The following is a 24491-nucleotide window of genomic DNA, read 5'->3' as shown; positions in this document are numbered from 1 at the left end:
GGGAGTCTGACAATGAAGTCAGCGTTTAAGTTTTGCTTCACTCTATTATGTAGTTTTCTTTTATTTGCCTGTGGTGGTGGTGGCAGTATTTCCGACGGTGGAGATGGCACAACGCCGACTCTGCCTACAGATACTTATACCATCAGTCTCAAGTTAACCGATGCCGATGGTGAGCCTTTATCGGAAGTCTCCAATGCCGTACCGGGAAAGCTGGTTGCGACGTTGAGCAAAAACGCAGTGCCATTCCAGGGCGGAAGAATTGTCTTCTCTGTTGAAGGTCAAGGTGTATTGGCTTCCGATAGTGGGGTTTCGGATGCACAAGGTGTGGTGCGAATTGATCTCTTGCCCGGCGATAAGTTGGGTTCGGGGACTGTAACAGCCCGGTATATTCCTGGCAGTGGCGATGGTGCTGAAGCTCAAGTCTCATTCAATACCAAAGGTGACGGTGGCGCCGATACCGGGGGAGCTCAGATTTCACTTGTGCTTGTTGCTGATCCTGACAGTACAACTCCTTTGGAAGCGATCACCTCATTAACGCCGGGTTACTTGGTGGCCAATGTCACCGGGATTTCCAAACAGACCATTGTCAAGTTTACCAGTGACAGGGGCGAAATCCCCATAGATACGGCGGCCACAGATAATGGTAAGGCCTATGTTCAAATCTTGGCCGGTACTCAGCCTGGAGCCGGGATTGCAACCGCGACTTTACTGTCCGGTGAAGAGACTTCCTTGGTATTTAAAGTCGGTGCAACCAATGTGTTTATGGGCAGTGGCTCGCCATTTCAGGATGGGGTGGCAGCTGTGGCACCAGCCGTTGTCTCTGCTGGTGGTACAGCGAGTGTCAGTGTGACATTGCAGGATGATAACGGTAATCCTTTTGTCGAACCTGCTGAAGTTAAGTTTACTTCAGTCTGTGCCGGTAAAACGCCTTTGGAAGCGGAAATCAGTTCACCTGTCATTGCAGTTAATGGTGTCGCTACCAGCACTTATCTCGCCAAAGGCTGTGTCGGTGATGATACTATCAATATCAGTGCTAATGTCGGAGGCAAATCACTGACGGCCAAAGCCGTGGTCAATGTGTTACCGGCGAGCGTGGGCAGTATCTTTTTCATGGATGCGACTCCGCAAACTATCCGTTTGAAAGGCACGGGCGGTGCGGAATCGTCAACTGTTAGATTTAAAGTGCTGGATAAAAACAATAATCCTGTAAGTAATCAAAGAGTTAACTTTTCCCTCAATACAGACGTTGGTGATATAGAGATAGATCCTGTGTTTGCGACGACCAATGCACAAGGGATAGCCCAAACTGTTATTAACTCAGGAACCGTATCGACTTCAGTCAGGGTAACCGCTGAAGTGGATGGCAGCTTGCCATTGATTTCGTCCCAGTCCAGTCAACTGGTGATTTCGACCGGCCTTCCGGATCAGGACTCCTTCTCTCTTTCTGCTGATAACTATAACCCGGAAGGTTGGAATTATGATGGCGTTGAAGTCAAAGTGACTGCCAGGTTGGCAGATGCTTTCAACAACCCGGTTCCGGATGGCACTGCAGTTAGCTTTACCACAGAGGGTGGCGTCATTGAGTCTTCATGTACAACAACAGCCGGTGCTTGTACCGTGACCTGGACCAGCCAAAACCCTCGTCCTACAGGCAACACCCTTGGGGGCGGAGATCAACCGTCCCTGGATAACCTTGGTCAACCCTATGGCGGCCGGGTAACCATTCTTGCTACGGCAATTGGAGAAGAGTCGTTCCCGGATCTCAATGGTAATGGACGATTTGACCTTGATGAATGGGACGACTTCGAGAATAAACTTGATGTCTCCGGTCGTTCCTTTGATTTATCGGAAGCCTTCGTCGACCATAATGAAGATTATATGTATGACAGATCGCTAACCGGTGGAGAGTTAGAGACTTTTGTGGACTTTAATAATAGTGGTAGCTTTGATGAGTCGGATGGCGTTTATAACGGTAGTCTTTGCCGGCTTGATGACAGCAATAATCCTCACGAAGGGTGTTCAGCAACCGACAAGTCGCTCAATGTCAGGGCTTCTATTGTATTGGTGATGTCGGGTAGTGACCCGGTTGCTTCAACTCCTGAAATTACGGATAGCTGTACTGATGATAAGAACCAAGTGGATGTTTGTGACGGCCTCAATGACAACCAGACCTTGGATATCATAGGTAAATCCGTTGGCGCAGTATCAATTATTGTCGGGGATCTCCATAATCAACCCTTGCCATCCGGCACGAGTATCACTTTCAGCACCTCAGCAGGTAGTTTGGCAAGTAAGGGGAACTTTACTGTACTCTCAACCAATCAAAATAGCGCATTGGAGTATAGTGTGATGGTGAAAGGTGCCGACCAAGCCGATGCAGGTAGTCTGTTGATTGAAATCACCACCCCTAACGGAGTTTCCACCATCTTGCCCAGTATTCCCGTGGTTATTCATTAACTGAATAGATAACTCTCTGACAAGAGACTCAAGTGCCTGATGGAAACATCAGGCACTTTTTTTTGAATTCATCGAGGATCTCCGGCCTGCAATCTACCAAGAGTTATGGGGTCTCAATTTTAATATCTCGGTTTTAATCTCTTTGTTTTGTCCCTTTGTTTTGTCTCTTGGTTTTGTTACTGTTCCGGCCCATTGTTGAGCTACTAAAGTCCGTGGACTACTGAATTTTCAAAGCTTCAGATATTTAAGGGAATAAAAATGAGTGTTTCGATGTATCGCAATATGATTTGGTTGGTCGTAGAAAGCACAGATCTGGATGGAATCGTTGACCATCTGAAGGGGGAAGCAGATATCACGTCCATCAGTGATTTGGGATCTGCAGGCGATCTGAAGCTTATCTGGAAAACTTCACATCTGGTTGTCGCGGATCTTGATGGACTTATCTACCTTGGTGGTTGGGGCTTGCCGTTCCGGCAATATGGCCTCAGGGACAGTATGGAAATGCTGGATGAATGCCTACGCAATCTTTCAGAATTCGCTGCCAGGTTAAGCCAGAGATTTGGAAAAACTTATGGCTTCGGTGACCATCAAGGAGGTATATACAATTTTTGGTTTATGGCGGAAAACGGTCAGGTAACAAGAAAATATGCTGTGTATCATGACGGGCTCTATGAATATGACCAAAGCTACATCTCGGCGGGTGAACCCACTGAGGCAGAGGTACAAGCCGCTAAACGTTGTTATATTAATGGTTTGTCTACAGGGGGATGTTATCCGGATGGTGCGAATGTTCGGGAAATCGCTACTAACTGGGTTCTTGATCCGCAGCAGTTTTCGCAACGTTTGGTCAGAGCCAAGTTGATAGAGTGGAGCCTGAGAAAGCCCGTGGCATGAGAAGGTGAAATATAAGCAGTGGGCAATCCAGGTGTGGCTTACAGACCTGTCTGCTATGTTGAGTTTCTTGCAAAGGACTAGGGCCATTTGCTGCGAACCACGCCTTGCATCCAGGCCCGTAAGCCGACCCACAGCACACATGGGACTTGTTCACACCTTCCTTAGATGAGTGCACTTGCAGTAAACATGTTTATTTTTAGAAGAGTAAAGAGTTTATTGCCTGTGTTCATTTAAGCGGCAGTTTTCAAGTCAACCCAGAGCGGCAAGATAGAGATTAAGGATTTGCCGCAGATGCGCCCTTGAATGCCACAGATACGATAGTGGGTTGCCAAGGGCGTGGCTTACGGGTTTGTAAGTCACGCCGCAGAGCACAGATGAAACTTGTTCGCCCCTTTTTAGCAGCAGGCTTGCTTTAGCACCTGTAGTAGCCCGGTTTCAGAAGCTGCCAGCTCAGTTTGTTCGTTTAATACATCTGCCAGTATGGTGTCTGTGGTCAGCGGGTTGGCCAGCACCACCCGGAATACAGTCACGGTTTCTCTGTGATATCGGGCGGGTTGGATCCGGGTGCGGGACACAAAAGACTTGCCTTGTTCACGTTGTTTTTTCTGAATGGCACGAGTGAGGTCATCAAGAATGCCATTGATCTCTTTGACCTTTTCAAGATTGCCCTGTGCCAATTGCCGGTTCAGAGCAGTTTGTGCCCAAGAGGGGCACCAACGGTAGGTGAGCAGACACAACTCGGGCGGACTCACCAGTTCAAATTCGCTGTGTTGCTCAATCAAGCCGGCAAAGAAGCGGGCCTTTTCAAGCGAATTATTGATCAGTATTTCATAGCCTTCCTTGCCGATTATCTGCATGCAGGCATGCACCAGCATGGCCATTCCTGGACGGGAACCTTCCAGAGTCTGGCTGCCCAAATCCTTGGAACCTTTACGCAAAATATATTCGGCATGATGCACAATTGCCCGGGCCAGTTCAGGCTGTTTGAACAGCACCATACCGGCACCCATAGGAACATACATCTGTTTATGGGCATCTATGGTCACTGAGTCTGCCATTTCTATCCCTTTGAGCAGATGGCGATATTTGCTGGATAACAAGCTGGCTCCGCCCCAGGCGGCATCAACATGAAAGTGGCAATTGAGCTCGGTTGCCAACTCGGCCAGCTCTGGCAGAGGGTCTATGTTACCGGTTTCTGTGGTGCCGGCGACGCCGACTATCGCCATGACTCGGATGCCCTGCCTGGCCAGCTTGGTGGCCGCCTCGCGCATGGCGTCGACATCGACCTTATTGTTGGCATCGGTCGCGATTGAAACTATGTTATCCCGGCCAATGCCCAACAGATCGGCGGCTTTGCCCAGGGAGTAATGGCCGCGCTCGGACACCAGTATCGCCAGGCCCTTCCAACCGTAATGGCAGAGCGCCGCGCCTAAGCCTTCGCGGTTGATACCGCGAAATTCATCGTCAGCCTTGAGCAGTTGGTTACGGGCAATCCATAGGGCGGTGATATTGGCTACAGTGCCACCGGAGCAGAAGGCTCCCAGAGCATGATTGGCGCTGTGCATCCACTGGTGGTAGAAGTCGGTGGTTTCGCCATAAATGAGGTGATGCATCATTCCCAGCACCTGCCGCTCCAAGGGAGTGAAGGCCTTGGAGGTTTCGATTTTGACCAGATTCTGATTCAGGCCCACCATCATTTTCGACAAGGGCAACACGAAGTAGGGCAGTGCCGATGTCATATGGCCGATAAAGCTGGGGGCGGCGGTGTGTACTGAATGCGCCACCAAATTCTGCATCATCTCTTCTGTGTAGTCAGAAACAAATCTGGGTTGACGCGGGATTTCAAAGGCCTGGAAATCTTTTTCGATTTCACTCAGGGGCTTTTCCAGCGCGGCGATATTCTGGGTCAGGAAACCGGCGAGATCTTGAGACAAGGCCTGCTCTATGCGGCTCAGGGTCGATTCCGGTGCTTCGGGCACGGTAAAGATACGCATCAGAGAGTTTTCTGAGGCGGTGGCCTGGCGTTGCTTGCTGGCGGTCATTGGGCTTTGGTCTCACACTGTATCTGCCTGTGTCTGCACAGGTCTTGAAATGGCAGCTCACTTTACTGCAAGGATTACGGTCAGACAAGTTGAAACTGAAACGAAAAAGCGGCGGGCCACAGAGGTTGGCCCGCGAAAAATCAATTGGCGTTATTCAGTTGCAGAGCCAGCAGAGCGGCGATATTGCTTGAGGTGCGCTGCAGATTGGTTCTGGCTTCGGCCAGCGCCTTGGGCAAGTCGCTGGCTGAGGGAATGATATCAAAAATGGCGCTCATTCCCTGCTCCAACACCAGCTCTGAGCCCGCTCCCAAACAGCCGGCAATACCAATCACGGGAATGTTGCGTGCCTTTGCCAGGCGCAAAACTCCCATGGGCGTCTTGCCATAGATGGTTTGTCCATCTATACGTCCTTCGCCGGTGATAACCAGTGCAGCGCCTTCGAGTTTGGCATCAAGCCCCACGGCCTGCATGACTATGTCGATACCGGGGCGCAGCTTGGCGCCCAGAAATGCCATTACCCCAAGCCCCATGCCACCGGCGGCGCCGGCGCCACTTTGCAGGCGCTTATCTTCAAAGCCGCTCTGAACCAGAATATCGGCAAAGTGGCCGAGGGCGGCGTCAAGCTCGGCGACCATTTCCTCTGTGGCTCCCTTTTGCGGCCCGAATACCGCCGAAGCGCCGCGCTCGCCACATAAAGGGTTGTCCACATCACAGGCCACTTCAAAATGGCAGTCAGTGAGCGCCGGATGCAGTTGGCTGCAGTCCAGTGTTGCCAGGGCCACGAGCGCCGCGCCGCCCGGGCCTATCTCCAGCCCGGCACTATCCAATAGTTTGGCGCCCAGCGCCTTGGCCATACCGGCGCCGCCATCATTGGTGGCACTGCCGCCAAGGCCGATGATGAAGTGGCGAATACCACGTTCCATGGCATCGACAATCAGCTCGCCGGTGCCGTAACTGGTGGTGAGCCTTGGATTGCGAAGCGCCGGGCTGACATGATGCAGCCCGGAGGCGGCCGCCATTTCGATAACTGCAGTTCTGGCGCCATGAGTGCCTTCTGTACCCAGAATGCCGTAATGGGCCTTCACTGGTTGTCCGAGTGGGCCACAGACTTCAAGCTCGACCAGGTGACCATTGGTCGCATCGACCATAGATTGCACTGTGCCTTCGCCGCCGTCGGCCACCGGCACTTTGAGGTACTCGGCATCCGGCAGCCTGTGTTTAAAGCCTGCTTCAATTTCATTGGCAACTTCGAGGGCGCTCAGGCTTTCCTTGAAGGAATCCGGTGCTATCACTATTTTCATCTGATTTCCTGTACAACGGGCTGCCGGTGAAACCGGCAGCAGCAAGGGAAGAGTTTAGAGCAGAACCAGGCTAAGCAGCCAGACGAAGATGATGGCGGTGATCCCCTGAATTAGGGTCGCCATGGTCTGAGCCCGATAGGCCTGGGCTACGCTCATACGGCTGAACTGAGTAACCACCCAGAAGAAGCTGTCGTTGGCGTGGGACACTGTCATGGCACCGGCGCCTATGGCCATGACGGTCAGCACCCGGCCCATTTCGCTGCCAAGGCCGATATCTCCCAACATGGGGGCTACCAGAGCCGAAGTGGCTACCAGCGCCACAGTGGAGGAGCCTTGAGCCGACTTCAGTGCCGCCGCCACCAGGAAGGGCATAAAGATACCTATACCCAGAGCTGACAGTGAAGTGCCGATAAAGTCACCGATAGGCGTGGCTTTGATCACAGCGCCAAAAGCGCCGCCGGCCCCGGTAATCAGCAGTATGGGGGCGGCAACAGCCAGGCCCTGTGAGATACGATCGGAAAACTCTTTGACCTTGTTGTCGCCCTTGAGCAGCAAGAGTGACAGCCCCAGGCCTATCATCAAGGCGTTGAGCGGTTGGCCGAGGAAATGGAACAGGCTGAACAGCATGCCTTCACCCATGGGCTTGGAAGGGAAGGCGGCGATAGAGCCAAGGCAGATCAGCAAAATAGGAACAAAAATAGGTGAGAACGCCGCCAAGGGGCTTGGCAGCTTGCCATAAGCAGCCTTGAGTGTTTCAAATTCTTCGGCAGAAGCCTTGAGCTCTTCGGCGCCTTCACCATCCGGCTCAGTGTTCATAAAGCGGTTGGCCCAGAGTAAACCGGCGAAGGCGGCAACGGCAGAAACCAGGATGCCGACGGCAATCACCAGCCCCAGACTGGCTTCCAGTTGCAGGTTACCGGCGGCGGCAATCGGGCCGGGAGTGGGCGGCACAAAGGTGTGGGTAGCATAGAGGCCGGTGGCCAGGGCGACGCTCATGGCAACGCTGGAAACCTGCATTCTATTGGCCAGAGACTGTTTCAGGCTGTTGAGGATCACAAAGCCCGAGTCACAAAACACCGGGATGGAAACGATATAACCTATGATGGACATGGTCAGAGTCGGGAAGCGCTGCCCGAGCACCTTGATGACCACATCGGCCATGGTGATGGCCGCGCCGCTCTTTTCCAGCACTGTGCCTATGATAGTTCCCAGGACTATCACCAGCCCTATATAACCAAGAATACCTCCAAAACCACCACTGATGGTTTTGGCGATTTCCCCGGCGGGCAGGCCGAATCCGAAGGCGGCGATAAATGACGCCAGCAACAGCGTCAAAAAGGGGTGTAGTTTAAATGTTGAGGTGGCGATAACAATAAAGATGATCACCGCCAATAGTACTAGTACCAGGCTCATAAGTGTCCCTTATTGGGTCGTTATTTGTGTAGGGTTGGGGCGCCGGCGCAAAGGCGGGCTGGCGATTATTATCCCAGTTGCCGCGCCGTGATGGCTTTAGGGGAAAATACGGAATTCCCCCCTGAAAGAGGGGAGTTTTTTGTGCGTATGCACAATTATTTGTGTTCCAGGCGACTGAGGACTTCCCCCAGGTAGAGTTGCAGTAATCCATCCAGGCTTTGCAGTTCTATGCCGGTGATTTCACTGATACGCTCCAGGCGGTATCTCAGGGTATTACGATGGATAAACAGGGCCTTGGCACATTGTTGCTGGTCGCCGAAGTGTTGCAGATAGGCACTCAGTGTACGCAGCAACAGGCCCTTTTTGTCATGCTGTTGCAGTTTGCGAAAAGGCGCAGCCAGTTCCTGACCGCGCCAGCTATTAACCAGCCCGGACAACAATACCGCCAGCGCGTGATCCTGATAGAGGTATTTGGTCTTTTCCGGCGCGCGTTTCTTTCCCAATCTCAGGGTTTCCAGCGCGGTTTGATATGAGCGCCGAATACCGCCTTCACCGGGAAAGAAATGCCCCAGCGCGATTTTGAGCCGGCCCTGGGTGTCGGCCGGCAAACGGGCAAGCAATTTCTCGATTCGCAGATCCTCAAGCGCCGGATCCCAGCTGCGACCATCGAGAAAGGCGGGTTTGAGGATCACCAACTGATCCATGGCGGTCATGGCCACCAGGTTGTCCCTTTGGGGATACTCGAGTAAGCGCTGGATCTCCTTGAGATCTGTGGCCTTGCTTTCGCCTTTGGCGAGTTCTATCACGGCGGCAACTCTGGGTTTTTGCAGATCTATCTGCAGCTGGGCGGCCCAGGCACAAAAATCGCTTTCGCTATAACTGTCACGTTTCAGCAGTTGCAGAATAAACTCTTCCCGCTGGCGTTTATGCCAGAGATCCAGCTCGAGGGAGTTGGCTTGCTCGACCATCATTTCGGCGGTCATTTTCAACAACTCGCCATAGTGCAGCAGCTCCGCCGGATTACCGGTAATGCCAACAACGCCGATTATCTTGCCGTGGTAGTGCAGCGGCAGGTTGATCCCGGGTTTGACGCCGTGCAGGCTGTGGCGACTGCCTTCATCTATCACTACAGTGCGGTTTTGGGCTATGGCCAGAAGGGCGCCTTCATGGACACTGTTGAGTCGCTGCTTGTCGCCGGAGCCGAGGATCACCCCTTGACTGTTCATCACATTGATATTGTGGTCGATGATGTTCATGGTGCGATCCACTATTTGCTGCGCGGTCGCGGCGTCGAGAAAATACATGCGAGCCTCTAGGGTCTGTTGACCTTTCATGGTTGAATTTTGCTCGTACTAGACGCGTTTTAATCGCGACGCAAGGTATGCAGCCTAGGGGCCTAGGTAAATACCTTGCAACAAAAAGTAAAGCGCGTCTAGCCGAGCCCTTTGAGTAGCATTTGTCGTTGTTTGGTATAAAAAACGACAAAAGCTGCAAAAACCATCTTCAAGGGTCAACAGACCCTAATGTGCCAATAACTCGGCGACTCTCTGCCTGAGCCTGGGTAACAGGTTTTGCTCAAATTCCGGGTGCTGTTTAAACCAGAGGCGATTACGCGGACTCGGGTGAGGCAGCACCAGTTTTGTCGGCCACAGCGAGTCAGCTTCTGCCACGGCGGTGCTGACGGACGCCTTGGCCAGCGGACTGCCATTAAGGTGCCAGGCCATGGCGTATTTGCCAAGGATAAGCGTCAGCTCAATATTGGGCAGGGCGGCAAAAAGCCTTGGGTGCCAGGTAGCAGAGCATTCTGGCCGCGGCGGCATATCACCCTGCTTGCGACCCTGTTTTTCAACTGTTCCCGGATAGCAAAATCCCATGGGAATGACAGCAAACAGCCTGGGGTTATAAAACTGCTCTCGGCTCACCCCCAGCCACTGCCTTAGCCGGTCGCCGCTGGCATCGTCAAAGGGCAGGCCACGCTCATGGGTTATTCTGCCGGGCGCTTGCCCCGCGATTAAAATCCTGGCGTCAGGGTGGGCCTGCAGTATCGGCTTGGGCGGCAGCGGCAGTTTATCCCGGCACAGGGTGCAGGCTCGCACCTCATTGAGTAGCGGGAAATCACTGGGCAGAGCGGCAGTTTTCATTATATTTCCTGGTTTTTGATGGATATCAGACCCTACTTAGGCTTCGAAAACTAGGCTCCGAAAATCAGGCTTCGAAAATCAGGCACCGAAAAAATGTTGCCAGGCCTGAAAGCCTTCATACAATGTCAGCCCCAGCGCCGCCAGCAGTAACACTATCCGGCTGAGCTTAAAGCCGTTTTCTCTGCGCTGCTGCCAATCGCTAGCACTCCAGGCGATAAGCATCGCCGGGATAGTCAGTGGCCAGATGAAATTGGCCAGCAGCAACAATAAGGCGGAGGTTGCCAGCAGGCGCCAACCAGCCTGAGGTCCGGCGCCCTTGGCCGAGTTTTTCAGTTGCAGTGGCAACAACGCCAGTGCCACGGCTATCAACACCAAACCGAAGTTCATACTGAGATCGGCAACAGAGGCATGATCCCAGAGGACAAGTAACAGGGTAATGAGCGGAATGGGCAAGGTCCAATAGATATGGCTGCGGACAAACCTAGGGCGGCTATATTGGCCGTTGAAGTAAAAAACCAGCTGCAGTAGCAGGTTAACCAGAGTAAAACCACCCAGCACCAGTATGGTAAACACCCCGGCCATTAACCCCTCGGGTTGTGCAGCCATGGCCGATAGCGGAAAAAGGGCGACCAAGGCACAAGGATATTTCAACTTCATCAATAGATTCTCATCATAAAGGTTGCGCCTTACATTGGCTTAAAGGCGAAAGGCTTGCAAGTGCTTGATGGCTGTTATGGGATGGCTCTGAGACTATGAGGAAAAAAGGGGGCAGTTCCGTCCGCCCAAGCTCACAAGGTAACAGGGAGGTGGGCCGGAGGAGCCGGCCCACGAAAGGTAAACTAATCTGCTATAGCTTCCTTAGTTTTGAAAGGGGGTGTTTTCAGCAAAGTATTCGTGGCTGTCGGCGTTTTGAATCGCCTGGGCAGGATTACTCAGGGCCAGCGATTTGGCGCCACTTTGGCCGTAGACAATGTCATCGGTTCCCGCCACCACATTGAAGTGACTCATTTCATGGACTATGGTGCCGCCCTTGGAGTCGGTGCCCGATACCGGTGCGCTCCAGAAGGCGTTACACATGTAGATCTTGTAGGGTTGAGTCGGGTAAACGTAGGCGTAATAGCTCTTCTTACAGCTGCAATCGAAGGTCAGTGGCTGATTGTTCAAGGCCGAGTCTATGGCACTGAAGTTGCTGCTGACGCTATTCCAGCGGCTGCTGTTGTAACTGCCAAACCAGGTGGCATAACGCACCGAGCTTGAGGGGTTGTTGTTGCTCGCGAGGTATTGTTTGCTGTCGGCCGCCATGGCGCGGGCGGCATCCAGTCCCGCCAGAATATCGCTCTGTTGGGAATTGCTGCAACGGCCGGTAAAGCTGATACCGTCGGGTGACGTACCGCCATCGCCACTGCCGGGTTTACCCTTGTTGGCGCCGGACTTGAATTCACGGCCTTCCACATAGAAGCTGACCGGATCTGAATGTATCCCTTCTATCCCTAAGCGGGCCAGTTTCTTTTGTTGGCCCGGGTTGGGGGAGAAGAGTTGCAACGAACTGACATCATAGCTTATCTCGTAGTTGCCGCTGCTGCTCATGTCGTAAAGTGAGGATAACTCTACCTGATAGGACACACTCTCACCGGATTTGAGTTTGATATAGTCCTGTTTGCCGGGTGCCGGGCGTTTGAAATGGGCACCAAGATAGTGACGGTCAAGGCCATCGGCATTGACTTTGAACAGGGATTCTTCCACTCCATCAGCGGCTGTGTACCACTTGAGCAGTTTTACCGGCTGGTTGGCGTCATTGGTCAGGGTCACAGTGACCAACACGTTATCACTGGCCTTATAGCTCTGCTGGCTCATCTCCAGGCTGGCACGAATGTTATCGGCCAGCGCGCTGGTGCTGGAAAGGGCCGCGAGCAAGGCTATTCCTTGTAGTGTATGAGTGATTCTCATGCCATTGTCCTCAGGTCATATAATCTTAATTGTTATAATTGTTACAAAGATGTAACGTTTCGCAGTGTAAGCTGCAAAAAGGGCCGCTGGCAAGAGGAATTTTACCGAATGCTTGTTGGTTTGGGGTGAGGGTGGGAAGAGATAAAAAAGCCCGCGAAAAGCGGGCTTTTGGGAGCTAAGAGCGAGAATTACAGACGGTAGTTGACGCTCAACATGATCAGGTGAGCCGTGTAGTCATGGCTGTTGTCACCAAAGCTGACCAGGTTCCAGATACCATCCGGGGCGATATCGTTACCTGCGTCGTTGTCCTCGTATTTCTCCATCTTGTAGTCAAGACGCAGCGCCATTTTCTCAGTAGCCTGATACTGGGCATAGAGGTTAACGTTGTGCACTTTGGCATAGTAATCGCCATAGTCGCCTGTGATGCCTTGGCGTACCTGAGTGCTGGAATCCGAGTCAGAGTAGGTGTAATCCAGCCCCAGACGCAGTTTCTTCTCCAGCAGGTTGTCGTAGGCCAAACCGGCCCCTATGACATCTACCTTGTCTTCCACGGTTCCTGTCCAGGTGACAGTGCTGAAGTTGCTGCTGCCGGCCTGATCTGAGTCTATGGTCTGATGGTTGTAGAAGGCACTCAGGCTGAGATCGTCTGTCAGCAAATAGCTGATGCTGGCGTCATAGCTGAGGTCTTTGGATTCAGTCAAACCGATAACCGTGTTGTTGTAGTCATCCAGCGCATAGCGGGCACCGAAATCCAAGGTCAGGGTGTCGATAGGGCTGTGAGTCACCCTGGCCTCAACCTGAGTGCGCTTGCGGTCGGCCAGATTGTACTTGCGCAGCAACTTGTTGGACTCGGAAGAGGTCCACTCAGATGTTTCGTACTCTGAGCCATCGCGCTTGCCATAGCTGCCCTTGATCCACATATTCCAGTGTTCAAAGCTGTTGAGACTGAAACGGGCCCAAACGCTGTTCTCGTCGGTGATTTCCCTGTCCTGATAGCTGCGTTCATCACGACGGTAGTCATAACCTGCGTCCAACTTCATGCCGTTGGCAATCCGGTAATCCATGGCCAACTTGGCCTTGTGACTGGTGTTGTCATAAGGGGTGTTGTAGGCCACACGACCACTGACGTTATTGATACTGATCTGAGTCCATTCCTGGATCTGGGTCTGGTTGTCCCTGTCGTAGTAATCATAACTGCCGCTTATCCGCAGATTGCGGGTGGCGCGTTTGACCGCCTTGAGGTTCATCCCGAGGATATCGACTTTACCGTCCAGGGATTCCTGCGGCAATTGATAGCCGTAACCCGAGGTGATAAAGGCCTCATCCTGGGTCATCTGTCCGGCAAACAAACGGCCGCTGACCACGGCGCCTTTCTGGGCAAATTGGCCGCTCAAGGTCACTGTGTGAGACTCGTTATCCGGATCCAGGCTCATATAGCCCGCCCTTTGGGCACCAAAGGTTGGGTTGAAGGCGTTATCGAATCTCAAGGTCTGGATGTCATTCTTGAAGAATGAACCATTGTAGTTGAGTGCGGTAAACCAGTTGTCACCCTTGAGTTTGATCCCGGCCTCTATGGTGTCTGTGGTGTAGTCCACAGGCTCGGCCAGCATCATTGACTGGTTGAAGAAGCTGCCGGACGCAGTTTTCAGGCCGGTTTTTTCTTCGCGCATATAGGTGACATAGGTGCTCCACAGCTCTTCACCTTGATATTCAAGGCCCAGGCCCGCGCGCTTGCGCTTGAGCGACAGCTCAAGTGGGCTCAGGCTGTCATACAGCATGGGCATCTCGCTGCTGCCACCGGCTGTCTGCCAGTTAGCCGGCAGTGTCAGGTTGCCGCTGCCGGCTCCCAGATAAGGGCTCATGGCTGAGTCTGTCTTATAGGTGTGGATCTGACGGTAGTTCAGGTTGATGTTGTACTGCCCGAGTTTACCGGCATTGATATCGACCCGGCCGTTTTCCATACCCAGATTATCGGCTTCGATACTGGCTCGATAGCCGTTTTCACCGCGATAGCTCAGGTCTGCGTCCACCTTGCCGGCAAAGTCATCTTCGGCGGCAAAGGCGTTGGCAGAACGGATATCGTCAGAGTCGTTATAGCCGACCCCGGCGCCAATAGTGCCGGATACACCGGTTTCACTGACGCAACCCTTACAGCTCCAGGCCGAAAACTTCACCTTTTCGGTATTGGCGTTGGCCAAGTCATAACCGTCAGCGGCCATCGCCAGGCTGGCAGGAGCCAGCAGAGCCAGGGTGATCAAATTAAGTTTGAATTTCATCTTCCCGCCTCCTTAGCGTTGGAACAACTTGCCGGATGGATGGTTGGAACCATGGATCTGGCTGTGACAGTTCAGGCAGCTGCGACCACCGGTAAAGGCGTTGTCGTTGACCTGAGAACCCATGCCTGTGTTACCCAGATAGGCACGGCTGGCGTGGCCGTCGCTGGCGTGACACTGTTGACATAGTTGCGGCGCTCGGGTCTTCAGCATGCCATCGTTAACACTGCCGTGGGGATTGTGGCAAGTGACACAATTCTCAGTGACGGGTGCATGCTCCCAGAGTTTTGGGCCGCGCTTCTCCGCATGGCAGCTGTAACAAGTGTCATTGACTGACGCCTTGTTCAGATCGGCATCTGTGGTGCTGCCGTGAGGGTTGTGACAGTCGCTGCACACCATCTGTGCCCACTTCAGCGGGTGGCTGGAACGCTTGTTCATATCAGCCTTTTGCTTGGTGTGACAGCTGGTACAGACTTCCATTTCAGTGTTCTTGGAGAGCACAGGATCCTTGGCGGTATGCACGCTGTGGCAAGAGGCACAGGCAACATCGGCGTTGTCGTGGTGACCACCGTTCCAGGACATACGCTTGTCATCCTGGTGACAGGAGAGACAGACACTGTTCTGCTTGTCGGCTGCCAGGGTTGAACCCTTACCGAAGGTAATCATGGGTTCGTTACCGCCACGGTTGTGTTTGCCCATAGGGCCGTGACAGGCTTCGCATTGTAGTCCGGCCATAGGACTCTTGCTGGAGTCGATGGCACCGTGAACCCCTTTGAACAGGTCCATGACCTTCTCTGACTTCTTGTGGCACATCAGACAGGAGTCGGCGCCCTTGGAAGAGTAGCTGCCTTCGGCAAACTTCTGATCCAAAGTCGCTTCCACTTCTTCCGGGCTCATTTTGGCGTCCCACTTGGAGGCGTGAGCCACCTGGGTGATACCAAAAGATAACACTGCCGTCGCCAGCAGGGCGCTTAGCAGTGTTGGTATATTTTTGCTGATTCTCATATTAGGCATCCTTAATTTGTCCAAACCCTTGAAAGACGGGGGAGGTAACTCCCCCGGCCTGGGCAAATTACATCTTCACCTGAGTGTGATCTGCGGCGGTTGGTTTGTGGCAGTAGAAACAGGTTTCCAGCTGCGCAGCCTGGTTGGCAGGGGTGTAATCACCATCTACCACAGCGCCGTAGGCTTCCAGTTGCTCCTTGGTGTGTACCATGTAGTCACCACCGACAGTGTGACAAGAAGTACAGGTAGCAGTGATAGGCGTGGTGTACTTACCTGCTGAGGTGGCCAGAGCGCCTTTGTTCTTGAAGGCATCAAGATTCAGCTTACTGTGACAGGCTGAACAGTTGCCACCGATCAGGCCGTGAGCCTTTTCAATGTGGGTCTTGTGCAGTTTCATCTCCAAGGCGCCTTTGTTGGCACCGCTGGCGTAAGTCCCATCAGGTGTATGACAGGCCACACAGCCATCAACACCGACGGTGAGCTTGCCATTCACTTCGCGAGCAAGCTGGTCTGTCATCACAAAGCCGGAGTGGTGGCCTTTGTGCAGTTCGAAGGTGTCGCTGTGACAGCCTTCACAGGTGGCAAAGTCCACAGAGTCGATATGACGGTGACTAGGCGCATCACCCGACTTGGTAGCGAAGGCCAGTTGAGCTTTCATACTGGTAGTGGCAACGCCATCGGCACAGGCGATGAGCTCGCTGCCTTGGTTGCACATTTCCAGACCGATAAAGCTGAAGGCAGTATCGGCATCACCGGCACCGAAAGGCAGATCTTGAACGGTAAATTGCAGCTTGCCGTCAACCAGGGTCACGGCGTCCTGCAGCTGGCCGTCTTTAACCAGATCTTTGGCAACCTTGGCTTTACCGCTTCCAGGGCTGACGTTGTAGCCCATGACAGGGAAGTTAGGGCCCACGTTAGTGATGGTTTCCAGGCGCTTGATCTTGGCCAGCTCCTTGTTGGCATCCAGCGCATTACCGGCTTTATCCAGCAGAGTCACAGTCAGAGTGGCACTGTTGTCGGCATTGCCTGTCATCTCTGCGGCCAGACCGCGCTGAGCGATAACGGCGCGCTTATCACCGGTTACACCTGTGTGCAGCTCTTCTGTCCACTTGCTGTTGTGACAGGCGATACAGTTGGAGTTGTCGGTTTGTTGGCTGTGGCCTTGGCCTGCAGCAAAATCTATGTTGCTGTGGCAGCTACCGCAACTTGCAGCAGTAGGCACTTTGGACCAGTTGCCCCAATCGGGCGTCAGCTCGACATTGGTGTCGTTGTGACAGGATTGGCAGCTGTTAAGCGCATCCAGCCCCAGGTCCTTGTGCTTGGCGTGAATAAGGACATTGAACTCTTTTCCTTCACCAACCCGACCAGGAGTGTGGCAAGTGGCACAATAGTTGACGTCAGGATAGCCACCGTTATGTTTGACGTCGGCCAAGTCACCGTGACAGGTATTACAGCTATCAGTACTCACCAGCATGCGGCTGTATGCGGCAGCACCTGAGTCGGCACTGAAGTCGACGAAGGCGTTGCTGTTGGGGATCAGAGTGCCGTCAGGCAGTGGTGTGTTGTAAGCACGCAGCAATACCCGCTGAGCCAGCTCAGGGTTGAAGCTGATGCTATCTTTACTCAGTTCATTGAGTGTCTTGCTGAAGGTGTAGCTGTAGCTACCGTTTTTGTGGTCAACGAAAGTGCCTGCGCAGCTGCTGCTTACAGTGCAGTCTTCGTTGCCGAAATATTGCCACTGAGAGGCGTTACCTGCACCGGTTGCGCCTTCCGGCAGCAACTGAGCGGCGGCGAAGCGGAACTTCTGCAAGCCAACTACCGGCATATCGTCTTCGTTGGTCACGGTAAATTCGACAGTTGGGATACCGTCTTTGACAACGGCCTGCTCAAAGCTGAAATGCAGTGCTTTGATTTCGCCTGCCGGCTCGCCGCCTGGGTTACCTGGATTACCATCGTTGCCATCATCGCCACCACAGCCACCTAAGGCCAGAGTAGCTGCACTGGCTGCCAGCAGCAGTGCGATTCTGGTTTTTTGTGCGTTCATCATCTTGTTCCCTGCAATAGTGGAAGTATCTGGTTTAGGGAGTGGTTGATTTGAGTCAACCAAATTGATTATGTAATTGGCCCTTAACCCGATACCGGAAATAGGATTTCCCCTTGAAAAGGCTAACTCAAGCAGGGCCGAAAAGCTGCATAACTGGTGTTAATGTGTGACTTGGATCTTTCTATTTATAAAGAGGTATTTGAGCTGGTAGGAAAAACTTAATCTCGATCAAAAAAACGCTGTTTTTTAATTCGATTTTAACAATTTGACAGATAAAAAAAGAGAGGCCGAAGCCTCTCTTTAGGGTTAAGTATTAGTGATCGAAACTCCAGTTGGAGTGAGCTTCCAACAGCTGGGAGTCTGTATGACAGGTAGCGCAGGCTTCTTGGCCTTTCTGGGCGTCATAATCACTTGCAGCTACACCGTGGCCTGTACCTATCACACCACCATTGGTCACTATGTGGTTGATAGTGGTTTCACTCAGGCCGTATGGCGGTTGGTGACAGCTGGCGCAGGCGGCAGTCTGTGGTGATACCAGAGTCTGCTCTGTTTCATCTTCGGTCTTGCCGAAGGCAACCGGCGCGGCATCGGCGGCAATTTTCTTCAGTGAGAAGCCGTCTTTACCGTGACAGGTCTGACAGTCTGTCTTCTTGAAGAAGCCATTGCCTGAGCTGTCATACAGGTAGTGCTTGGAGTGCACTATGTATGCCAGGTTAGATGAGCCATTACCCTTCTTGTCTTTGGTTCCGTTGTGGCAGGAGGCACAACCGTCGATGTCGTTGGAGAAACGATGCTTGATGGCAGTGGTGTGACACTGCTGACAAGCTGTCATTTCGGCATGTTGAACCCTTGGCGTCTTGTCGACTTTGCTGCCATCCACATTGAAGTAAACTGTGTCAGATGGCACGTAAGGACCGGAGTTAGGGATAACACCGTCTGCGACTGGCTTACAGTTGGCTACAGCGCCTTTGCCATCGAAGCAGACATGCAGCTGGCTGCTCAAGGCCACTTTGACCTCAGGTGTACCCATGACTTCGGCTACTTTGAAGTCGCCGTCGCTGAAGGTGACATCTATGCTGCCGTCGGCGCCTTCACTGAAGTGGTCGTAACCCACTTTCTGGTAGTTAACCAGGAAGTCGTCTTTAACCACGCCGTTGAAGACGATGGCGCTGGTGAAACCGCCGTGTGAGTATGGGCTGGAGTCAATCTGCGCCAGCGTCACATTGGTGTCGCCGTGCTTGACCGTCATATTGGCCGTGACTGTCTTGCTGGCCTCATCATAGGTCATGCTATTGAAAATGACGCGGGTTTTGGCGGCCTGAGCACTGTCGTTGCTGCTATAGTGGGCGCGTTCGGCACCTCGGGCACCATCAGGATCATTGTGGCAGGAAACACAGTTTTGCTTGTTTTCTAGGATCTGGTTGTTTTCTGCATCCCAGTGCCAGGAAGGCACGGCATATGGGCTGTTGTGACAATTCAGACAGGTTGCGGAATCCTTGTCGGCTTTCCAGGCATCGGCCATGGTTAGAGTTTCACTGGGTTGGTGACAGGTCTGACAGTTGCTGGCTGATTGCGGGAAAATACCGTTGTAGAAGGCATGACTGTGCACTTCGTGTGCCATGCCTTTGATGGAGCCGTCGAATTTGTGGCTACCGATCACTTGGTCATTTTCGTCCTTGTCATCTTTCATGTAGCTGTTGTAGTCGGTGTGACAGAAAGTACAGCTTTCCAGGGTGACGTGTTTGCCACCGTGCATGGCCAGTGCGCCATCATGACCGGGTCTGTGACAGCTTTGACAGGTTTCATCGGCGATAATCGGCTTGGGTTTGGCCTGAGTAGTATCGGAAGAGGGTTGCCAGTAGAAGAAACTGTTGTTAACCAGATTAACGTTGGCCGCATTGGCTGTCTTGATGCCAAGATAAATACCGTTGACCATGTCGGCCTTGTAGTCGTATTTACCCAGAGTATCTATGGCTTTGTTCAGTTTCAGTGTGTAGGTGCCGTCCTGATTGTCGGTCAGACAGTCTTCACAGTTTTTACCCTGGAAGTAGGAAGAGCCAGTGTAGAAGCCATCACCTTTGTCTTTGTTAAAGTAGCTCAGCCAGATTTCTCTCGCTTGGCCTTCTACATCGGTCAGGCCTTCAATCTCATCTTCGCTGCCGACACGGCCGAAGGAGACTGCACCTATGTCAGTGTTTTTCAAACCAAAGACGGCGGCGCCGTTGGCATCAGACAAGCTGAAGTTGATTGTCAGGAAGCCGTTGGTGTCTACAGACGCGGAATTAATCTTGGATTTCAGCGTGTTGACTTTGCTTATAGGTGTGCCGACAGGACCTGGCTTACCTGGTTCGCCATCTGAACCGTCGCTGCCACAACCGGCCAGCATCAGAGACAGCAAACCGGCACCCAACATCGCTTTCGTCGCGGCATTGAAATTAAACCGTTTCATCATGATATTTCCCTGCAAGTGATTTTAATCATCACTAACCAGAGGTTAAATAAGAATAAATCTCATCAACCATGGAAAGTGTGTGGAATTATTTTTCCAAGGCCAAGGCTACCCAAGTGGTGGGGATTAATCAGTCACTTTAGATGGGTTATGTGATTAAGATCCGACTATTTCTTTAGGGGTATACCGCTAGATCAAAAAAAGTTAATCCTGATCAAAAAAACGTGTGTTTTAAAGGCTTTTTTAACGAATTTTGCTGCATAAAAAAGGGAGGCGAAAGCCTCCCTTTGGTAGCAATATTGAGTTTAATTGCCGTGTGCTGTCATCAGCTGAGCCGGGGTGTGACAGGTGGCACAGGCCTCTTTGGCACGATTACGGACATCGGCTTCATCCATGCCATCCAGAATACCGCCGTTGGCCTGAATATGCGATTTGGCTGCATCACTCAGGTACTGCTGGTGGCAGCTCAAACAGGAGCCGGCATCTGAGGATACCCAGATATCCGCGCCGCCATTGCTGATGTCACCATAGCGCCAGACGCGATCCGGTGAGCGACCCAGAGTGATACCTGTGACGCTGCCGGAGGACTCTGCATGACAGGTGGCACAATCGGTTTTCAGCACAGTGCCGGACTTAAGCCCTGCATATTTGAGGAAGTGGCCTTCACGCTCGTGTGCCTTCCAGGCAAAGCTTGAGGGGATTTTGCCGCCGGGATAATCGGCATCATTTCGCAGTGTCTTATCCGGTGTATGGCAGGTTTGGCAGTTGACGCCATTGTCATAGTGATGGATCTCCTTGCCATGACAACTCTGACACTTGGTCGGGTCTATGATGGCGCGGCGGGCCATGGCATCCATACTGCTGTCGACACCATTGTTGCCCCAGACAAAGCGGTAGGGTTCCTGCTGGATAGCCACAGAGCGAACGCCGTCGGTTGCACAGTCTGTCAGTTGAATATCGGCAACACCATAACCGCCGTTATTGAAGCAGGCTTCCAGTGCCGACCAGATTTCAAAGCTCTTGCCATCCGGGTTTGCCGGCATATCAAACGCCGGAGTCAGCGTATAGCTCTTGCTGGTGGCGTCAAAACTGCCTTCACTGAGACGAATACGGCGCTGGCTGTAGGAGGCTTCGTTGTAGGCTGGGTAGTCCTTGTCTACATCCCAGCCCACTATCATACGGCTACTCTGATCGATAAAGCTTTGCTCCATGGCGTTACCGTCTTTGTCCAAAACCTGCACTTTAAAGGTCATCTTGCCGGTGTTGCTGCTGACCTCCAACACCTTGACGCTCAGTTCGGCAGCCAGAGTGAAGGCTTGCATCACATCACCGTGGCGCTTGGCTGCGCTGCCGGTACCGTGATAGGTATTGTCCGTGTTGTGGCAAGCCATACAATCTGTGCTGGAGTGGTGGGATGAAGGTTTTTCCGTGTGACAGGCGACACAGGCGGTATTGCTTTTCTCTGCCTTGAACAAGTCGGCATTGGCCGGGGCGCCACTGCCTTCCTGGTGACAGACGCTACAGTCTGAAGCAGGCTTACGGGGGAAGCCGACCACACCATAGTCGTGGACGCTGCCTCCATAACCGACAATCTTGTATGGTGCCGGCACTTCATTGCCATCGGCATCATAGGTATGCCGTTCTGCGCCGCGGTGAATGGCGTGGATCAGATAGGTGAACTCCACACTGTTACCCGACTCAGGATCACCAGAGGTCGCAGTATGGCAGGAGGCGCAGTTTTCCAGCGCTATCCGCCGTCCGCCGTGCAGCTCCAGGCTGTCCGGTTGGTGACAGGTGTAACAGGCATCAATGGTGACCACATTGCGGGTCTGAATGCCTTCTGTCTTGCCGCTGGACGGTTGCCAATCATAATGGGCATTGGCGGTAATTTGAGGCAGTTTCAGTTCCAGCGTGGCCCTTTGAGTGGCATCGGCATCATAAGCTATGGCCAGCGGCTCTGTGACTTCGGCAATATTGACCTGATAACTATAGCTATAGCTGCCATCGCCATTGTCCACCAGACAGGTATCGCAGGCGCTGGCGGCTTCGACTCCAGCCTGATACTGAGGCGATGGACTGAGGTTGTCCACCCCATCGGGAACCGATGATGGTTGTTTGAGGCTATTGATATAGGCTTGCCATTGGAATCCCCAGTCGGCTTCTCTGGCTTCTTCGCCTTCACCTATGGTTTCGGTCACATGTGTCAGCTGAGCGATACCAAATCTGAGGTCATAGTCTTTGTTCAGACCCAGCACAGCTACGCCATTGGCGTTGGTCAACATAAAGTCAACAGTGACCTTTCCTGCTTCCACTTTGGCGTCGGTAAACTTGACCTTGAGGGTGGGAGTGGCATCGATATTCACTCCGATCACGCCGTCCTTACCGTCTTCGCCATCCTTGCCGTCACTGCCACATGCCATGAGCGTCAGCGACATCAGAGTGGCCAATGCCAGGCGGGTATGCCCTTTAACCAGTCTTGAGCTTTTCATCATTATTTCCCTGCATTGCTTTGATTGCACGACTGAGCCAGTGTTTAAATACCGGCTCTTTCCTGTTATTGCCGCCCTTAAAGGGCGGCTTATTGTTGTTACTGAGCGATAGGATGCACCTTGGTGACATCGGCCAGGCCGCCTTGTCCATGACAGGTGGCGCAGCTTTCTGTTCCTGCCTTGGCATCGGCTTCAGAGCCCTGGAATACGGCTCCCTGTTGTGTCATATGGTTGCGGGCACCATCGCTCTGGTGGCAGTTACTGCAAATTGCCGCCGTTGGGCTGGTGAAGCTGCCGTCATTCAGACTTAAGGGTTGCACTGCCGAGTTGAGCGGCAGCGCCATACTCAGCACGCCATTTTCATCTTTGCTGTGGCAGTGAGCACAGTTGCCTATGTTCCCCGGGAATTGCAGCGTCTCGAACCCTTCGTAGCGGGCAGAGTGCAGCGCATGGATCAGCTGTTTGAAGTCGGCACTCGTTGCCGACGGATTGGCAGCGGTGGCATCGGCCTGCATATTGGGGTTGTGGCACAGTTGACACTGACCGGCCAAGTCGTTGCGGGCACCGTGGAAGTTCAATTGCTGATCGCCATGGCAGCTGCCACAGGTTTCGTTGCTGACCACCTGGCGCCGCCCGGCCGTGGTGAGGCCCGCCATGTTGAACGACTGATGGCTCGACTTGATAACCAGCACACTGGCGGCGCTGTCACTGCAGTCAACCAGCATGCCTTGGCTGGCACAGACGCGGCCCTGAATCGCCAGGGTGCCTGCATCGGCTTCACTGCCGGCTGGAATGGTCAGTCCATCCAACTGATACTGATAGACTCCATTACTTCCGGACAGCGGCGCCACTTCATGCACTCGAATTGAGCGGGCAGAGCGGGTGGCGTAATCAAAGCTGGTGCCCCAGTTGGCGTAGATCCTGAGATCGCTGACAAACAGCTGTTTGTCGGCGCTGTCGTTATAGGCTGCACCTGTCTGCGGGTTACTCAACTTGAGCGAGAAGCTCAAACTGCTGCCGCTGACACTGGCGTTGGTGACCTCGGCCTTGAATTGCTCTAGGGCCACCATGTTCTGCTGATTGGCATGGACTTCGCGGGTCCAATCCGGATTGTGGCAAGCGACACAATTACTGTTATCCGCTTGCGCCGGATGACCTTCGCCTTTAATGAAGTCGATATTGTTATGACAACTGCCACAGGACTCCATGGTTGGCACCCGGAACCAGTTGTGCTGTTCGCTGAGGGTTTCATCCTCTTTATGACAGGTCTGACAGTCAGACAAGGGTTTGGGGAATCCGGCCAGATGTTTGGCATGGATCATTTGCGGGAAGATGTTTTCCGGATTGCTGATCCGAGTGGCATTGTGGCAAGTGACACAGGTTTCCACCTGGTTATAGTTACCGCCGTGAAACGCCAGGTCATTGTGACAGCTGTTACAGGTGTCGATGGAGACAATGTTGCGGCTGTAGGCCGGAGCCCCAGAGGGTGGCTGCCAGTCGTAATGGTCATTGGTTACCGGCAATGCGGTGCCATCGGCCAAGGTATCACCACCGAGTTTGATCACCACTCTGTGGGTGGCGCCGGCGATTTCAGCTATTTCATTCATACCGTCGAAAGGGGCACTGAAACTGTAGGAGTAGTTGCCATTTTTATGGTCAACATAGGTGCCAGGGCAGCTGCTGGAGCAGGTCTCGGCGGTGAAATACTGCCATTCACTGCTGTTGCCTGCGCCACTGGTGCCTTCCGGCAACAACTGCGCGGCAATGAAGCGCCCGGAGGGGATACCAACCACAGGCTCGTCATCCTGATTGGTGACCCGGTAATCTACCCGGGTAATGCCCTCTTCGAGAGCCGTTTCCTTGACCTCAATTTTGAGCATACTGATATTCATCGCCGGCTCGCCGCCCGGTTCGCCTGGGGTTCCCGGGTTGCCATCATCACCACCGCAACCTGAGAGAGCCAACATGGCGGTCAGCAGGGGCGCGCCTAGATAAAACAGGGGAGTTTTTGGGGTGTATTCCTTTGACATCGCTCT

The 24491-nt window shown here is 53.1% G+C and carries 15 protein-coding genes; 2 read left to right on the top strand and 13 right to left on the bottom strand.

Going from position 1 to position 24491, the window contains the following annotated elements; all coding sequences use genetic code 11:
* Nucleotides 1–12: 12 nt before the first annotated feature.
* A complete protein-coding gene (locus tag WKR14_RS13330) occupies nucleotides 13–2457 on the top strand; it encodes an Ig-like domain-containing protein (protein WP_234555245.1) in 2445 nt (814 codons plus the stop codon).
* Between the two features lie 258 nt (nucleotides 2458–2715).
* Nucleotides 2716–3351 carry a hypothetical protein gene (locus WKR14_RS13325; protein ID WP_165565301.1) on the top strand — a complete coding sequence of 212 codons (636 nt, stop codon included), beginning with the start codon at nucleotides 2716–2718 and terminating at the stop codon, nucleotides 3349–3351.
* Nucleotides 3352–3746: 395 nt separating this feature from the next.
* Here WKR14_RS13325 and panP read toward each other — a convergent pair whose 3' ends face one another.
* The 13 genes from panP to WKR14_RS13260 all read right to left on the bottom strand — a co-directional run bounded on the left by panP (nucleotide 3747) and on the right by WKR14_RS13260 (nucleotide 24485).
* Nucleotides 3747–5393, bottom strand: a complete 1647-nt coding sequence (panP, locus tag WKR14_RS13320) for a pyridoxal-dependent aspartate 1-decarboxylase PanP (protein WP_101053320.1) — start codon at nucleotides 5391–5393, stop codon at nucleotides 3747–3749.
* A gap of 140 nt (nucleotides 5394–5533) precedes the next feature.
* Nucleotides 5534–6694: a glycerate kinase gene (locus WKR14_RS13315; RefSeq protein ID WP_339086462.1), complete on the bottom strand. Its 1161-nt coding sequence runs from the start codon at nucleotides 6692–6694 to the stop codon at nucleotides 5534–5536.
* A 54-nt stretch (nucleotides 6695–6748) separates the two neighbouring features.
* Nucleotides 6749–8107, bottom strand: a complete 1359-nt coding sequence (locus tag WKR14_RS13310; RefSeq protein ID WP_025886739.1) for a GntP family permease — start codon at nucleotides 8105–8107, stop codon at nucleotides 6749–6751.
* A gap of 155 nt (nucleotides 8108–8262) precedes the next feature.
* Entirely contained in the window at nucleotides 8263–9411 is a 1149-nt protein-coding gene (locus WKR14_RS13305; protein ID WP_039033869.1) for a sugar diacid recognition domain-containing protein, read from the bottom strand.
* Between the two features lie 216 nt (nucleotides 9412–9627).
* On the bottom strand, nucleotides 9628–10248 hold the full coding sequence (locus WKR14_RS13300; protein ID WP_339086459.1) for a uracil-DNA glycosylase family protein: 621 nt from the start codon (nucleotides 10246–10248) through the stop codon (nucleotides 9628–9630).
* A gap of 78 nt (nucleotides 10249–10326) precedes the next feature.
* The gene (locus WKR14_RS13295) at nucleotides 10327–10905 is read right to left on the bottom strand and encodes a hypothetical protein (protein WP_109247651.1); all 579 of its coding nucleotides are present in this window, start codon (nucleotides 10903–10905) and stop codon (nucleotides 10327–10329) included.
* A 201-nt stretch (nucleotides 10906–11106) separates the two neighbouring features.
* Nucleotides 11107–12195, bottom strand: coding sequence for a M35 family metallo-endopeptidase (locus WKR14_RS13290; protein WP_339086457.1), 1089 nt, complete (start codon nucleotides 12193–12195; stop codon nucleotides 11107–11109).
* 188 nt (nucleotides 12196–12383) lie between these two features.
* Nucleotides 12384–14471 (bottom strand): MtrB/PioB family decaheme-associated outer membrane protein, encoded by a 2088-nt coding sequence (locus WKR14_RS13285; protein WP_226564164.1) that lies wholly within the window; start codon nucleotides 14469–14471, stop codon nucleotides 12384–12386.
* 12 nt (nucleotides 14472–14483) lie between these two features.
* A complete protein-coding gene (locus tag WKR14_RS13280) occupies nucleotides 14484–15482 on the bottom strand; it encodes a DmsE family decaheme c-type cytochrome (RefSeq protein ID WP_373296799.1) in 999 nt (332 codons plus the stop codon).
* Between the two features lie 58 nt (nucleotides 15483–15540).
* Nucleotides 15541–17520, bottom strand: coding sequence for a multiheme c-type cytochrome (locus WKR14_RS13275; protein ID WP_226564162.1), 1980 nt, complete (start codon nucleotides 17518–17520; stop codon nucleotides 15541–15543).
* Nucleotides 17521–17830: 310 nt separating this feature from the next.
* On the bottom strand, nucleotides 17831–19969 hold the full coding sequence (locus WKR14_RS13270; RefSeq protein WP_339086452.1) for an OmcA/MtrC family decaheme c-type cytochrome: 2139 nt from the start codon (nucleotides 19967–19969) through the stop codon (nucleotides 17831–17833).
* Nucleotides 19970–20271: 302 nt separating this feature from the next.
* Nucleotides 20272–22458 carry an OmcA/MtrC family decaheme c-type cytochrome gene (locus WKR14_RS13265; protein WP_339086450.1) on the bottom strand — a complete coding sequence of 729 codons (2187 nt, stop codon included), beginning with the start codon at nucleotides 22456–22458 and terminating at the stop codon, nucleotides 20272–20274.
* A 95-nt stretch (nucleotides 22459–22553) separates the two neighbouring features.
* A complete protein-coding gene (locus WKR14_RS13260; protein WP_420787317.1) occupies nucleotides 22554–24485 on the bottom strand; it encodes an OmcA/MtrC family decaheme c-type cytochrome in 1932 nt (643 codons plus the stop codon).
* Nucleotides 24486–24491: the final 6 nt, after the last annotated feature.

Source organism: Shewanella chilikensis (genome assembly GCF_037953065.1).
In the GTDB taxonomy this organism is placed as follows: domain Bacteria; phylum Pseudomonadota; class Gammaproteobacteria; order Enterobacterales; family Shewanellaceae; genus Shewanella; species Shewanella chilikensis.
The sequence above is the reverse complement of the archived record's forward strand: the minus strand, read 5'-3'. Positions and strand labels throughout refer to the sequence as shown.

Bases quoted from the DNA above. Each gene is read 5' to 3' on its own strand.
- WKR14_RS13260 (WP_420787317.1), bottom strand. From the start codon at position 24,485: ATGTCAAAGGAATACACCCCAAAAACTCCCCTGTTTTATCTAGGCGCG.
- WKR14_RS13315 (WP_339086462.1), bottom strand. From the start codon at position 6,694: ATGAAAATAGTGATAGCACCGGATTCCTTCAAGGAAAGCCTGAGCGCC.
- WKR14_RS13295 (WP_109247651.1), bottom strand. From the start codon at position 10,905: ATGAAGTTGAAATATCCTTGTGCCTTGGTCGCCCTTTTTCCGCTATCG.
- WKR14_RS13325 (WP_165565301.1), top strand. From the start codon at position 2,716: ATGAGTGTTTCGATGTATCGCAATATGATTTGGTTGGTCGTAGAAAGC.
- WKR14_RS13275 (WP_226564162.1), bottom strand. From the start codon at position 17,520: ATGATGAACGCACAAAAAACCAGAATCGCACTGCTGCTGGCAGCCAGT.
- WKR14_RS13300 (WP_339086459.1), bottom strand. From the start codon at position 10,248: ATGAAAACTGCCGCTCTGCCCAGTGATTTCCCGCTACTCAATGAGGTG.
- panP (WP_101053320.1), bottom strand. From the start codon at position 5,393: ATGACCGCCAGCAAGCAACGCCAGGCCACCGCCTCAGAAAACTCTCTG.
- WKR14_RS13265 (WP_339086450.1), bottom strand. From the start codon at position 22,458: ATGATGAAAAGCTCAAGACTGGTTAAAGGGCATACCCGCCTGGCATTG.
- WKR14_RS13305 (WP_039033869.1), bottom strand. From the start codon at position 9,411: ATGTATTTTCTCGACGCCGCGACCGCGCAGCAAATAGTGGATCGCACC.
- WKR14_RS13310 (WP_025886739.1), bottom strand. From the start codon at position 8,107: ATGAGCCTGGTACTAGTACTATTGGCGGTGATCATCTTTATTGTTATC.
- WKR14_RS13290 (WP_339086457.1), bottom strand. From the start codon at position 12,195: ATGAGAATCACTCATACACTACAAGGAATAGCCTTGCTCGCGGCCCTT.
- WKR14_RS13270 (WP_339086452.1), bottom strand. From the start codon at position 19,969: ATGATGAAACGGTTTAATTTCAATGCCGCGACGAAAGCGATGTTGGGT.
- WKR14_RS13330 (WP_234555245.1), top strand. From the start codon at position 13: ATGAAGTCAGCGTTTAAGTTTTGCTTCACTCTATTATGTAGTTTTCTT.
- WKR14_RS13285 (WP_226564164.1), bottom strand. From the start codon at position 14,471: ATGAAATTCAAACTTAATTTGATCACCCTGGCTCTGCTGGCTCCTGCC.
- WKR14_RS13280 (WP_373296799.1), bottom strand. From the start codon at position 15,482: ATGCCTAATATGAGAATCAGCAAAAATATACCAACACTGCTAAGCGCC.